Source organism: Streptomyces sp. NBC_01481 (genome assembly GCF_026339995.1).
In the GTDB taxonomy this organism is placed as follows: Bacteria; Actinomycetota; Actinomycetes; order Streptomycetales; family Streptomycetaceae; genus Streptomyces.
Genome location: NZ_JAPEPT010000004.1, coordinates 562,032 through 575,844, shown reverse-complemented (window position 1 = coordinate 575,844; position 13,813 = coordinate 562,032). Strand labels below are relative to the sequence as shown.

General features: G+C 68.7%; 11 protein-coding genes. 5 read left to right on the top strand and 6 right to left on the bottom strand.

From position 1 onward, the window contains the following. Positions 1-24 precede the first annotated feature (24 nt). The 5 genes from OOK40_RS24305 to OOK40_RS24285 all read right to left on the bottom strand — a co-directional run bounded on the left by OOK40_RS24305 (position 25) and on the right by OOK40_RS24285 (position 5,986). On the bottom strand, positions 25-756 hold the full coding sequence (locus tag OOK40_RS24305; protein ID WP_266485710.1) for an HAD family phosphatase: 732 nt from the start codon (positions 754-756) through the stop codon (positions 25-27). Beyond that, positions 753-1,838: a ScbA/BarX family gamma-butyrolactone biosynthesis protein gene (locus tag OOK40_RS24300; protein ID WP_266485709.1), complete on the bottom strand. Its 1,086-nt coding sequence runs from the start codon at positions 1,836-1,838 to the stop codon at positions 753-755. The genes OOK40_RS24305 and OOK40_RS24300 overlap by 4 nt, the downstream gene beginning before the upstream one ends. A gap of 100 nt (positions 1,839-1,938) precedes the next feature. Then, positions 1,939-2,949: a ketoacyl-ACP synthase III family protein gene (locus OOK40_RS24295; RefSeq protein ID WP_266485708.1), complete on the bottom strand. Its 1,011-nt coding sequence runs from the start codon at positions 2,947-2,949 to the stop codon at positions 1,939-1,941. After that, positions 2,946-4,505, bottom strand: a complete 1,560-nt coding sequence (locus OOK40_RS24290) for an NAD(P)/FAD-dependent oxidoreductase (protein ID WP_266485707.1) — start codon at positions 4,503-4,505, stop codon at positions 2,946-2,948. The genes OOK40_RS24295 and OOK40_RS24290 overlap by 4 nt, the downstream gene beginning before the upstream one ends. Before the next feature lie 86 nt (positions 4,506-4,591). Beyond that, entirely contained in the window at positions 4,592-5,986 is a 1,395-nt protein-coding gene (locus OOK40_RS24285; protein ID WP_266485706.1) for an MFS transporter, read from the bottom strand. 222 nt (positions 5,987-6,208) lie between these two features. On the opposite strand from OOK40_RS24285, the gene OOK40_RS24280 reads away from it, so the two are divergent. Then, positions 6,209-6,610, top strand: coding sequence for a nuclear transport factor 2 family protein (locus OOK40_RS24280; RefSeq protein WP_266485705.1), 402 nt, complete (start codon positions 6,209-6,211; stop codon positions 6,608-6,610). Positions 6,611-6,659: 49 nt separating this feature from the next. Next, positions 6,660-9,137, top strand: a complete 2,478-nt coding sequence (locus OOK40_RS24275; RefSeq protein ID WP_266485703.1) for an alpha/beta fold hydrolase — start codon at positions 6,660-6,662, stop codon at positions 9,135-9,137. A gap of 139 nt (positions 9,138-9,276) precedes the next feature. Here the strand turns inward: OOK40_RS24275 and OOK40_RS24270 are convergent, their stop codons facing one another. Beyond that, entirely contained in the window at positions 9,277-10,107 is an 831-nt protein-coding gene (locus tag OOK40_RS24270; RefSeq protein WP_266485702.1) for a helix-turn-helix domain-containing protein, read from the bottom strand. A 465-nt stretch (positions 10,108-10,572) separates the two neighbouring features. Here OOK40_RS24270 and OOK40_RS24265 point away from each other — a divergent pair, with 465 nt between their 5' ends. From OOK40_RS24265 to OOK40_RS24255, 3 genes are all read left to right on the top strand, one after another. Beyond that, a complete protein-coding gene (locus OOK40_RS24265) occupies positions 10,573-11,436 on the top strand; it encodes a helix-turn-helix transcriptional regulator (protein ID WP_266485701.1) in 864 nt (287 codons plus the stop codon). 267 nt (positions 11,437-11,703) lie between these two features. Beyond that, positions 11,704-12,522 carry an alpha/beta fold hydrolase gene (locus OOK40_RS24260; RefSeq protein WP_266485700.1) on the top strand — a complete coding sequence of 273 codons (819 nt, stop codon included), beginning with the start codon at positions 11,704-11,706 and terminating at the stop codon, positions 12,520-12,522. A 123-nt stretch (positions 12,523-12,645) separates the two neighbouring features. Beyond that, positions 12,646-13,788 carry a N(5)-(carboxyethyl)ornithine synthase gene (locus tag OOK40_RS24255; RefSeq protein ID WP_266485698.1) on the top strand — a complete coding sequence of 381 codons (1,143 nt, stop codon included), beginning with the start codon at positions 12,646-12,648 and terminating at the stop codon, positions 13,786-13,788. The last annotated feature ends 25 nt before the right edge of the window (positions 13,789-13,813 follow it).

The window sequence follows — 13,813 nt, the reverse complement described above, 5'->3', positions numbered from 1 at the left end:
TATCGCCTCCTGGGTGTCGGGCGGTCATCGGACCGCGGTGCCTTCTGCCGGAACCAGGGTCAACGCCGGGGGGTGGCCGGGGACGATCCGATGCCAGCCCGCACGAGCCGCGTGGTCCACGAGGACGGGGTCCTCCCCCACGACGACCGGCCGCCCCACCGAGGCGAGGAGGTCGAGATCGCTCGAGTGGTCCCCGTAGGCACTGCACTCCGCGAGGTCGAACCCCCTCACGGCCGCGGTGGCCCGCGCGGTGCGCCCCTTGGCCGATCCGATCATGGGGGTCAGCACCTCTCCGGTGAGCCTGCCCCGGCGGATCACCGGCCGGGTGCCGATGGCCCAATGGGCGCCAAGATGTTCGGTGACCGGCTCCAGACAGGCGAAGAAGGAACCGGACAGCAGGACAACGAACTCGCCCTGCTGCAGGTGGCGTTGGAGGCATGCCCGCGTTTCGGGGATGAACAGACTCCCCTTCTCCTGCTCGGCGGTGAACCACTCGCGGCCGGCCCGGGCCAGCTGCTGTGCGCTGTGACCCGCGTAGAAGCGGTAGTAATGGCGGTTGATGTCCTTGCGGGGCACCCCCAGCCCGGCCGAGTGGCGCAGTTCGGCGAACAGGCGCCCGTAGGTGGCCTCGGGCTCGCCCCGCTTGCGCAGATAGAACTCCAGGAAGCTGAACATGCTCTTGACGTTGATCAGCGTCTCGTCCACGTCGAAGAAGGCGGCCGAGGTCTCCCGTCCGGGCGGATTCAGATGCCTCATGACCGGAGCCCGACGCGGCTGAGGGTGAGGGAGAAGACGCACAGTGTCTCGCCGTCCTGGTCGGCCACGACCCGCACCGGCAGCCGGCCGGCGGACTCGGCCGCGGCGGGGTCCCGCTCCACGGTGCCGCCCTGCGTGTAGTACACGTCCTCGTCGGCGGCCGCGGCTTGCCGCTCCTCGCCCACTCGAGAGGTGATCACGGTCGTCTTCTCCAGCTCACCGAACCGGCTGAAGACCACGGACAGGGCTGTGGGGAGGGTCTTGGAGGGGGACATGCCGCGGGCCTCCAGCGCGGTCAGCAGGGCGATCTGCCGAGCGGCCTCCGCGATCACCATGCCGGGGAGGTGGTCCTGGGGGTGGTCGAACATGCTCGGGTGGTCACCCGGTATCCGCAGCACCGCCCGCGCGGTGTCGTCATTGGTCTCGGCGTCGGCGAGCACCACATTGCGAGGGTTGGTCCGGCCGACGAGGTACGGGTCCACGGCCGTCGTCGGCGTGGTCTCCTCGTGCGTACCCGATGACGGCAGCGGCATTCCGCCGCGGTTCGTCAGCCGCAACTCGACATAGTCTGCAGGTGACTTGAACCGGAGGCCCACAGAGGCGGTACCGATCTCGGTCCGCCCGACGAACAGGCCGATCTCGTAGTCCAGTCCGGTGGTGCGGCCCTCTCGCCGACGGTGGGCGACGACCGTCACCCGCATCGACAGCGCGCAGGGGGCCGCCCCCACGGCTATGCGTTCCAGGCGCGTCAGCTGGATGCGCAAATGAGTGAGGATGAACTTGTGGTCGGCCGGGACCCCGTAGAACTCATGGGCGCCGGCCAGGCAGGACTGCCTGCACGCCTCCAGGAGCAGCACCGGGTCGTAGGCGCTGGGGCGCAGCAGATGGTCACCGTAATAGGCGTGGGAGCGCGGGAGTTGAGCTGCCGCCGCGTAGCACGTGTTGCCGAGCGGCCGCAGGTCGGTGAGGAACACCTCGCCCAGCGAGTCCCGGTGCACCAGTGCGCGGTCGACAGTGCGGGTGTAGGTCAGTTCGGCGTCCTCGGGTGTGAGGTCGTCCAGCGAGAGAGTCGTGGTCGTCATGGTCAGAGCCCTGCCTTTGTGAGGTGGGTCGGCCCTGTGCGGCGGACCGCCTGCGGTGATATGAGAGTTCGGTCGTCTTCGATAGGCCACGTCCGGAAGTTCAGTCGTGTTCGAGGAGCATTCCTGTCCAGGTGAATCCGGCCCCGGCGCCGAGCAGCAGGACCCGGTCGCCGGCGGCGAACTCCTCGTCGGCGAGGTGGTCGAGACCGGCGATCTGGTCGCCGCTTCCCAGGTGTCCGACGGTCCGCCCGAAGTCCCACAGCGACGTGGCCTCGCCGCCCGGGAACTCGGGAAAGTAGTTCTCCTCGAGCAGGCGCAGCCCCAGGTTGGGGTAGACGACCCGGCGCAGCCGGGGGTCGTCGCCGTCCGGCAGCAGGGCACGACGTATCTCGTTGACGGCCGCCCTGGTGGAGCGCTGCAGCCGGTCCGTGCCGTTCTCGCTCAGGAACCTCCGCTTGGCGCCGCGCACGTCATGCTCCGCGTCGAGCAGTTCGGGGTATTCGGGGCCCGGCGCGTTGTCGCGGTGGAGTCCTTCGAGGCCGGGATCGGAGACCGTACGGGTGCGCAGGACCCGCCATCCCGGCCCGGACGGCCCGGACGTCAGGACCGCTGCCGCGGCGGCATCGCCGTAGACGATGCCGTAGTCGGCGATGAACCGGTCGAAGCCCGAGGAGGCGAACTGGTCGGCAGCGACGACGAGCACACTCCCGCCACTGCCTCCCGCCAGAAACCGGCTCGCCACGTCGAGTGCCAGCATCTGGCCGTTGCACCCCTGGTTGATCGTGAGGGGCAGCGCCTGGGGACAGCCGAGTCGGGACTGCAGCCAGGAGGCGGGTGACCAGAGCCGCTTGTGGCCGTGCCGGTGGATGGCGGTCACGAGCAGAAGCTGGAGGTCTTCGGGTTTGGTACCCGCCGCGGACAGTGCGCGCTGGGCGGCGATGAGCGCCATGTCCGCCGGGTAGAGGGTGTCCTCGGCGCAGACGGTGCGGTACCCGGTGGAGAGGATACGGTCGGCCTCCCCCTCGTACCGCTCGGCGGCGTCGGCGACATCCAGCCGGGTCTCGGGGAGGTAGCTGCCGGTACCGGAGATCGTGAGAACGGGCGTGGTCATACGGCGACTCCCTTGGTGACGTCGTGGTGGTGCGCCTGCCCTGTGTGCTCCCCGCGTTCACCTGCTGTCGGGCGGCCGCCGGGCGGCGGTATGAGCACGGTCGCGACATGACCGTCGGGCCGTACGAGTACGGCGGCGGGGACCGGCAACAGCGCGGCCTGGCGGGGCGTCTGTCCGGCGCTGAGCGTGCCTTCCGGGATGCCGGTCCCCCAGGCGTCGGCCGAGGGTTCGCTGCCCGGCGGCAGGAGCAGGGTGAAGCGGCGCGGATCCGGGGTGTGGCCGGGGACCCGGGCGCCCGGCCGCAGCCGGTAGGTGTCGCGGTGCGGCCGCTCCTGGGCAGCTGCGCCATCGGAGGCGGCGGCCGGGTAGGTGACGTACAACTGGCTCCAGGCCTCGGCGAGTCCCGAGAGCGCGTCCTCCACCGCCTGGTGCGCGGCCGGGGTCACCGCTTCGCGCATGGCGTCGAGGAGCCCGAGCACTCCGGTGGTTCGGGCGACATCCGAGGCAACGGCCCGCCGCTCGCGTGCGTAGTCATCGAGCGGGCCGGGGCCGGCCGGACCGGGGTCCGGGCCGTCAAGGAGGTGGCCGAACCGCCAGGCCAGCGCGGCCGCGTCGCCGAAGCCGGTGTTCATGGCCTGGCCGCCGGCCGGGGAGTTGAGATGGGCGGCGTCCCCGGCGAGTACTGCCCGGCCGGTACGGAAGCTGTCGGCGAGCCGCTCGTGCACCTGATAGTGGGCGACGCGGCGCGCCTCGGCCAGCCGTAGCGTGCTGCCGAATCCGAGACGGTCCACCGTCAACTGGAACTCGGCCGCCTCGACGGTGGTGGCGCGATCGAATTGAGCGGCGGAAACGGGACCCGCTATGCGGACAAGGCCGTCGGGCAGCGGGAGGAGGGAGACCGCCCCCGCCGGGCCGATGTACATGGCGGACTCGTCGCGGGCGACCGGGACGGCGGGCGTGCCCTCGGCAAGGAGGTAGCTCATGGGGTAGGTGACGCCGGGAAATTCGACGCCGAGCCGCTCACGCACGGTGGAGCCGGCGCCGTCGGCGCCCACCAGGTAGCGCGCGGTCACGAGGTGGGTGCCCTCCTCACCGGTCAGCTCGGCCCGGACCTCGTCGGCGTCCTCCGTGTGGCGCTCGTAGCGCAGACCGCGGATCAGCCGACCGCCCATGTCCCGGTACGCGCCGGCCAGTACCGCCTCGGCCTCGGGCTGGGGCACATTGAGGTAGTACGGGTAGGCGGTGTCCAGTCCGGCGAAGCCGATGGTGTACGTGGCGCCGCGGTACGTGTGGAAGGAGATCTGCTGCTGAGGGACGCCCCGCGCCTCCAACTCCGCGCGCAGGCCCAGCGCTTGGAACTGTTCGAGACCGGCCGCGTGCACCATGACCGCGCGGGTGCGCCGGTCGATCCGGGTCTCCCGGTCGACGACGACACAGTCGATGCCCCGCCGCCGCAGCTCGCAGCCGAGCATGAGGCCGGTCGGCCCGGCGCCGATGATCAGGACGTCGGCCCCGGTGTGCGTGAGCGACCTGTGGTTCTTCTCTCGATGCATCATTTCCCCTGGGTGACAGCGGTGTTCATGGCGGGGGTGTACGTCGGCGGCTGAAGGGCCGGTCGGCCGGCCCTTCAGCTCGTAACCGGTCAGCTCAGCGCTGTCCTGCGCTTCTTGAGGAAGAAGCCGACGAGGAGGGCGACAGCGACGATCAGCAGACCATTCGCAAGGATCGCCACATTGATCCCGCTGAGCGTCGCGTCCCTGATCGGTGCGCCCGCCTGGGAGCGGATCCGGGCCGTGGCGATGGCACTCATGATCGGAATACCGATGGTGATGCTGACCTGCTGGGTGAGCGTGGTGATACCGGTGGCCAGGCCCTGCTGCTCGTTCGGCAGCCCGGACGTCGCCGTGACCATGAAGCCCACGATGGCGGCCACGTGGCCATAACTGCTGAGGAAGGCGAGGATCAGCACCGGGACCAGCCAGCCGCGCTCGGCTCCGGCGAAGAACAGCACACCGACGGTGACACCCTGGACGATCAGGCCGGCAACCAAAAGCGCCTGGCTGCTGCCGAGGACACCGATCCAGCGGGGCGCGGTGACGCCGCCGAGAAAGGCGCCGACGCCCAGCACACCGAAGGTGAGACCGGTCGTCATCGCCGAGTAGCCCAGCACATCCTGGAGATACAGCGTGAGCAGGAAGATCATGGCGGTGAACCCGATGAACGTCACAAAGCCGCCGATGTTCCCCCACGTCACGCTGCGCAGCTTCAACACGCGCAGCGGCGCGAGCGGTTCGGCGGCGTGCAGCTCGATGTACCCGAAGGCCGCGAGCAGCACCACACCGATCCCGAAGGCGAGAAGTGTGGTGGTGTCACCCCAGCCGTACTGGCCGGCGGCGGAGATGCCGTAGACGAGGGCGACCAGACCGGCACTCACCGTGATTGCGCCGGGGATGTCCAGCTTGCCGCCGCGCCGTCCGCTGCCGCTCTGGAGGAGCATGGGAGTGACGACGATCAGCAGCAAGCCGATCGGCACATTGATGAAGAAGCCCCAGCGCCAGCTCAGCGTGTCGGTGAGCAGACCGCCGACAATGGCACCACAGGTGAAGCCCGCGGAGAGCATGGCTCCGTTCAGTCCCAACGCACGCTCCCGCAGCGGTCCTTCGGGGAACGAGGTGGTGAGCAGAGCCAGGCCCGCGGGAGTCACCATCGCAGTGGCGAGGCCCTGGGCGACGCGGGCGGCCAGCAGCGGCCCCGAGGCGTCGACGAGACCACCGAGCAGAGAGGCGACCGTGAGCAGCGCCAGGCCCGCCAGGAACACCCGGCGTGCCCCGATCATGTCCGCGATACGGCCGAAGAGGAGGCTGAAGCCGGCCGCTCCGAGGGCGAAGGACGTGGCGATCCACTGCAGGTTTTCCTGGGCGACGTCGAGTTCCCGGCCGATGACCGGAACCGCGACGTTCATGATCGAGAAGTCCACCGCGAGCGTGAACTGGGCGCCGAGCAGCAGCACAAGCGTCAGCGTCTGGCGCCGCGTCATGCTGTTCGGCGACGCGGCCGGCTCGGTGGCCGGAGCCGGCCTTGTCCCGTCCGCACTATTGACAGTTGACATGGGAGGCCTTTCGATTCCTGTCGGCTGATTCGGCAACGAGCATCCGAGTCGCGACGGAGGCCTAGCCAGTACCCGCGCCCTCATATGGCCCACGTTCCTACCACTGTCAGGGTCTGTCTCATCCGGCCGAAACGTGAATACCTTCGGCGCATGCCAAACTCCACACGAAGCGTCGTCGAGGAATACTTCCGGCTGCTCGGCAGCGGTGATCTCGAACGTGCGACAGCACTGCTTTCCGAGCCGATCGACTGGTTCACTCCCGGCGACACCGGTCTCATTCCCTGGATGGGCAGCAGGTCGAGCCACGAGCAGATACGTGAATTCTTCCGGCAGGCCGGCGAGAACATGGAGCCGGAGAAATTTCAGGTTCACCGGATCGTGGTGGAAGGCGAGCTCGCCATCGCGCTCGGCCACTTCCAGTACAAGGTGAATGCAACCGGAAAGAGCTTCGCGTCGGACTTCGCCCTCGAACTCCGCGTGACCGACGGGCTGATCGACCGCTACCGCATGCACGAGGACAGCTACGCCATTTCGCTGGCCTTCCTCACCTGAAGCCGAGCAGTACCCCAGCCCCAGTGGCCGAGCACGTAGGAGGCTCTCCATGACCACCGAGAATGACTGCGATGTGCTCATCGTCGGAGCCGGGCCGACCGGTCTGACCGCGGCGTGCGAACTCCTGCGGCGCGGCATCAGGGTGCGTCTTGTCGACGCCGCCGCGCAGGCGAGTGTGCATTCCAAGGCGATGCTCGTATGGCCGCGCACCCTGGATGTCCTGCAGGATCTGGGCCTTGCAGGATCGGTGGACCAAGTCGCCGTGAAACTACGGCAGATGACGTACTACTCGGAGCGGCGCCCGGTCACCCGGATGCGGATGCCCGACGCGCTCGCCCCGTACTGCCTTCCGCAGCGGCACACCGAGGAGATCCTCATCTCCGGCCTCAAGGGCCTGGGCGGCGCGATCGAACGCGAGGTGCGGCTGCTCGGGCTCCAGGGCCTCGACTTCAGCGGCCGGATCACACCCGGCCACCGGGTGACCGCCACACTGGAACGTGCCGACGGCTCGGTCGAGCGCTGCACCGTGCCCTGGGTGATCGGCGCGGACGGGGCGGCGAGCGTCGTACGCAACCAGCTGGGCATCCCGTACGAGGGGGCGACGTACGAAAACCGCTTCCTCATCACCGACGCCCGGATCGCGAACAATCCGCTCGACCCCGACGAGATCCACTACTACCAGTCGCGGATCGGCGTACTGGCGATCGTCCCCCAGCCCTACGGCCTGTACCGCTTCTTCACCAATGCCCCCGCGGACCTGGAGAACGGCACGCTCTCGGACATGCAGAGCCTGGTGGACGTGCGCGGCCCCGGCGGACTGCGGCTCATCGAGCCGGACTGGGTCACGACCTTCCGGGTCCACCGGCGCCGTGCCGCCTCCTTCCAGCTGGGCCGGGTGTTCATCGCGGGAGACGCGGCACACGCGCACAGCCCGATGGGCGGCCAGGGCCTCAACACCGGTATCCAGGACGCCCAGAACCTGGCCTGGAAACTGGCATCCGTCATCCGTGGCGACGCACGCACCGGACTGCTGGACAGCTACACCCCCGAGCGGGCCGCTGTGGCCGACGCCGTCGTCCGGGACACCGATCTGCAGACCCGCGCGGCCATGTGGAACAAGAGCACGCAGGTGGCGCTGCGCGACACCGCCATGCGCGCGCTGGACCGCACCCGGACCCTCGAGCGGTTCTACGTCCCCATCGCGGCCGGCCGCCGCTGGGTCTACCCCACGGCCCCGACCACCGCGCAGAGCCCCCGCCGACTGGTCCCCGCGGACTGGTGCGACATGAGGTCCTCACTGCGTCGGCACGCCAGGCAGGGCGCCGCACTCCCGAGGGACCTGGCCCTCGGCCTGGGCGCCGCGGGGCCCGAAGCCGACCCCACGCGGTTCGCCGTCGTGGTCGTCCCGCCCGCCAAGGGCAGTGATGACGGCCGGCTCGCCGAGGCGGTACGACACCTCGCCCGGCCGTGGCACCGCCAGGTCCGGGTGATCGACGCGGGGGCCGGCCCCGCAGGCGCAGGGCGGCGCGGCACCGAACTGCTGCGCCGCGCGCACCGGGAACTGCGCTGCCGGCGCGCGGGATTCCACCTGGTGCGCCCCGACGGGCACATCGTCATGCACGGCCACCACGACGAACTCGACGCCTTGTACGGCGAGTTGCACCGGATCTTCACGGCTCCCGATCCATCCCCCGACCTGGCTCCCGACCTTCAGGAAGCCACCACCCGTCCGACCGATTCCATGGAGGAAACCATGTCCGGCAACGGCCGCTATGTCCCCAACAGCCATGTCGTCGGCAATGGCCCGCACCGGGTCATCGTGCTGCACTCAATCTTCGGCGGACTCGAATCGTTCCGCGCCTGGTGGCCCTATCTGGACGGGACCCGGTTCACGTATGCGTTCATGGACGCCCGGGGCTTCGGCAAGGCGCTCGATGTGGCAGGCACGTACAGCACGGACGAGATCGCGTCGGACGCGCTCGCGCTGGCGGACAGCCTCGGCTGGCAGGAGTTCTCGCTCATCGGCCACTCGCTGGGCGGCATGCCGATCCAGCAAGTACTCCTCAAGGCGCCCCAGCGGGTGCGCAAGCTGATCGGCCTCAGCCCGGTGCCGGCCACCGGAATGCCCATACCCGACGCCGACTTCCCGCTCTTCGCCGACGCCGCCCACCAGGTGGAGAACCGGCGGATCATCGTCGATATGACCACCGGCAACCGGCTCTCCGCAACCTGGGTGGAGGCCTGGGCGCAGCAGTCGATGAAGGAGGTGGGCCCGGTGGCCTTCCGCGGCTACCTCGACTCCTTCCGCTCCACGGACTTTTCGGCCCGTATCACCGGGGCCGAGGTGCCCGCGCTGGCGGTGGTCGGCGAGAACGATCCGGCGGTCACCGCCGACGCCATGAACGAGACCTGGATGAAGCACTACCCGAACGCCGAACTGCTGATCATGGGCAACTCGGGCCATTACCCGATGGTGGAGACCCCCATCGCGCTGGCCACTGCGCTGGAGAAGTTCCTCGCCGCGTAGTGCCGAGAACTCACGGCGGATACCTGATGGCCCTCCTGTCGGTGGCCGGGTATCCGCCGTGTCGGCGTTTCCGGAAGGCTTCAAGAAGCCTTCCCGAGGGACAGGGCATATCCGGCGTCCGCGCAAGACCCGGGTGCGCTCACCTCTCCCGCTTCTCCAGAAGCCTGCGAAGTGTGGCTTCGGAAGGCGATCCGGGCTCGGCCTGGTACAGCACGATGGCCTGGTCAGGAGCCTCGGGGAGCCTGAACGTCTCATAGATGAGCGTCAGCGCACCAACTTCGGGATGGTTGAGCCGGCGGGTGCCGTGGGACTTGTCCCAGACCCGGTGCTCCGACCACATCGCGGCGAACTCCCGGCTGTTCGCAGAGAGTTCGGTGATGAGGTCGGTCAGTTCGGGATCCCCGGAGTAGCGGCCGTGCATCAGTCGCAGATAGCCGACCAGGTCCTGGGCCTCGTACTCCCAGTCGGTGTAGAGCCGCCGCGCACCGGGGGCGCGGAACAGTAACCGGGCCAGGTTCGGCGGCTCGAGGTCGCCGTCCCGGCCGGTGAGATCGATGTATCCGGTGAAGAGGATGCGGGCCAGGTGATTCCAGGCGAGCACCTTGGTCTGTCTCCCGAGGAGCACGGCGGGCCCGCTCTCGAAGGAGCCAATCATCCGCTCCAGGCCCGGGCGCACCTGCTCGGTCGTCCGCGGCGCCTTGGTGGCGTGGGTCGGCCGGACGAGGTCGTGCAGGTGGGCCCGCTCATCGGGCCTGAGCCTGAGCGCGGTGGCAAGTGCGTCCAGCACCTCTGGTGAGGCATTGCGGTTCTGTCCCTGCTCCAGCCGTGTGTAGTAGTTGACGCTCACTCCGGCGAGAAGGGCGACTTCCTCACGCCTGAGTCCGGCCACCCGGCGGCGCTTGCCGTCACCGGCGAGGCCGAGGTCTTCCGGGCGCAGCCTGCTGCGCACTGACTGGAGGAATCTCCCCAATTCGGTTCCTCGATCCCCCGTGGACCTCTGCAAGGCTGGTCTCCTTCCGCATGGTGATACAGGGGCGCGTGTCATGCCGTGCGGGCGGGCGTACATCGAAAAGAAGCCATAGTGACGTAGGTCACTCTCGCCTGTGATGCATGTGCTTTCCTGTCTGCTGTGGAGTGAAATCCGTGTTTCGCGAAGGGTGATTCCACGCGGTGTCGACAAAAATGCCCAGGTCACGGGTCATCCGGGTCAGGCACACACGGTCCGATGATAATCGGCCACTCGGCGCTCAAAGTCTCGCACTGTTCGGTCAATTGTGAGAGCGAAATAGACCAAGATCCGGGAAGTGTGGGGGCATTGTTGAACCGTCAGCCAAATTTGTGATTGCGCGGAGTGAGTGCCCATTCGCGGGGTGGGGCTGACAGGGGCAGGCTGGGCCTCTCCCCCAATCTCCCCGGCTGTTGGAGACTTGTTCGCATGGACGTACCTACCGATCTGGGGGAGTTCCTGCGCACCCGGCGTGCCCGCATGCCCCCGGAAGAACCCACTCCCGGCGTTGGTTCGAGCCGCCGCAGTCCGGGCCTGCGGCGCGAGGAGGTGGCGAGACGCGCCGGGCTTGGCCTGACCCACTACATCTGCCTCGAAGAGGGCCGTCACCACCACGCCCCGCCCGACGTACTCGACGCTATCGCCCGGGTGTTACGGCTCAACGCCGGCGAACGCGACCACATGTACCGGCTCGCGCGGGGGGACGAACCGGTACCCGACGAATGCACCGGGCAGGGTGTCCGGCACCTGATGCGGGGACTGAAGGGCATGCCCGCCGTCGCCCTCAACCACCGCCACGACGTCCTCTTCTGGAATCCGCTCGGGCATGCGCTGCTCGCCTGCCACCTCGACAGGGACAGCCCTCTCAGCGCACGCCACCGCCCGAACCTGTCGAGGATGCTGTTCCTCGACCGGCACACCCGCGAGCTGTATCCGCAGTGGGCGGACGAAGCCCGCCAGATGGCCGCCCGCCTCCGTCTCGCCTCGACGGACAATCCCCGGGACGGCAGGCTGGCCGCCCTGATCCGTGAACTCGCCCAATTCGACGGCGGGTTCGCGGCGCTGTGGTCCCAACCGCCTGTGCGTGCCAGGGCCTTCGGCACCCGGCTCTTCCGGCACCCCGTGGTGGGATGCATGGAGCTGGCCTTCGAGAACGTGGAGCCCCCGGACAGTCCGGGGCAGCAGGTTCTTGTCTTCAGCGCGGAACCGGACACCGCATCGGAGAAGGCCCTCAGCCGCCTGGCCGCCGGGTCGGCATGGCCCGACGAGCCCGCGGGGCGGCGTACCTCGTAGCCGCCGCGACCAACGAGAGGGCACGAGGTACCCCCGCGCCCCGTGGCAGGCCTTCGCAGTGGCGCGCCTTGCGCCGGTGCCGCATCAATCAGCCACCAGTCCTGGCGCGGCCGGCAGCCTGGCCTGGGGAACATCGCCTACTGTCCCCATCCGACAATCCATCCCGACAAGCCGCTGCCAGAGGTGGTCGGCGGGGCTCCGTTCGCCGGGCCCGCCCGAAGAAGCTCCTGCGCTGACGCGGCCGAGACGAGGCGCACTATGAGGGCAGTGGGAGGGCACACGGTCAGGGAAGGCCGCTTCTGGCATCGCCAAGCCGAGCTGGTCTACTACGACGCCGGTGAGGGACCTCTCGCCCTGTACGCGCACGGCGGGTTCGTCAGTCAGGCCACCGAGGAGCGGATGGGCCTGTTCGACTGGGCGCCGCTACTGGACGCGGGGCAGCGCCTGGTCCGCTACGACGCCCGGGCGCACGGGCAATCCACCGGCGACCCCGTGGACGCCGACTACACCTATGCCGCGCTGGCCGACGATCTGCTGGCCCTGCTCGACCACCTGGGCGCCACCGAGCCCGTCACCGCCATGGGCGCGTCGATGGGCTGCGGCACCGTGCTGCACGCCGCTGTCCAAGCGCCCGAGCGGTTCTCCCGACTGGTCCTGCTCATCCCACCCACCGCCTGGAGGACGCGCCAGGCGCATGCGCAGGCCAACCGGGAATCCGCTGACACCATCGAAAGAGAGGGAGTGGACGCCTGGCTCGCCGCCAGGGCACAACAGCCTCGCCCCGCAGTCGTAGCCGATGTTCCCGAATTCCCACCGACACCCACCGAGCGGGTACTGCCGTCCATCCTGCGCGGCCTGGCGCTGTCCGACCTGCCCTCCCCCACGGCAATCGCCGCGCTGCGCCAGCCGGCCTTGATCCTGGCCTGGGCGGACGACCTCGGCCACCCTCTGTCGAGCGCGGAATCGCTGGCCCATTGGCTGCCACACGCCGACCTGCACGTGTCCCGGACGCGCGCCGACATCGGTTCATGGGGGCAGCGCATCGCGGAGTTCCTGACCCGGCCCCGGCCTCAGTCCCGGCGTTGACGGATCCTTGCCGCGTAAGGGCATCTGTCGGCCCGCTTCGGCTTGCGAGCAGCTCCCCTGCCATGATCACGCGTTTGTGAACGTGGCGATCTATGCTGGGCAGCATCACTCAAAGGGGTTCACGTGCACCTTCTCACTCTCGGAGTGATGGCACAGTCGCGCAAAGAGAACGAGCGTCGACTGCCGATTCACCCGTCACACTTCGACCGGATCGACCCGGACCTCCGGGAACGTATTTTCCTTGAACGCGGGTACGGGGAGCGCTTCGGCATTCCCGACGCGCAATTGGCGCCCCTCGTCGCCGGGTTCCGCTCCCGTGAGCAGCTGATCACTGAGTGCGATGTCGTCCTGCTGGCCAAACCGCTGCAGGCAGATCTCGAGGAACTGCGCGATGGACAGGTCCTCTGGGGTTGGCCGCATTGCGTCCAGGACGAAAGGCTCACTCAGCTGGCGATCGACCGGAAGCTGACGTTGATCGCCTTCGAGGCGATGAACCACTGGACCAACGACGGCTCGTTCAACCTGCACGTCTTCCACAAGAACAACGAGCTGGCCGGCTACTCCTCCGTACTTCACGCCTTGCAGATCAGCGGTTCGACGGGCGACTACGGCCGTCGGCTTCGAGCGGCCGTCCTCGGCTTCGGCGCGACCGCCCGCGGAGCCGTGACAGCTCTGAGCGCCCTGGGCGTGCACGATGTCGACGTCCTCACCCAACGTGGCGTCACAGCCGTCAGCTCGCCGATCCATTCCGCGCGAATCATCCAGTTCGACCGCGACGAAGCCGACCCCAGCCTCAGTTACGTCCACTCCGACGCCGGCCGAGTACGACTGGCCGGATTCCTCGCCGAGCACGACATCATCGTCAACTGCGTACTGCAGGACACCGCGGCTCCGCTGATGTTCCTCAGCGACGACGACCTCGGTCTGCTCACACCGGGCACCCTCATCATCGATGTCTCCTGCGACGAGGGCATGGGCTTCAGCTGGGCGCGGCCGACATCGTTCATCGAGCCGACGTTCGTGGTCGGCGAGAACATCCTCTACTACGGCGTCGACCACAGCCCGTCCTACCTGTGGAACTCCGCGACCTGGGAGAACAGCGAGGCACTGCTCCCCTTCCTGCGGGCCGTGCTCACCGGACCCACCACCTGGGAGTCCAACGAGACAATCCGACGCGCCATCGAGATCCGCGACGGTGTCATCCAGAACCCCAGCATCCTGGCGTTCCAGCACCGTTCGGCTCAGTACCCGCACCTGCCCGACTGACAAGCGGCCGCAGAACCCCTGCGAT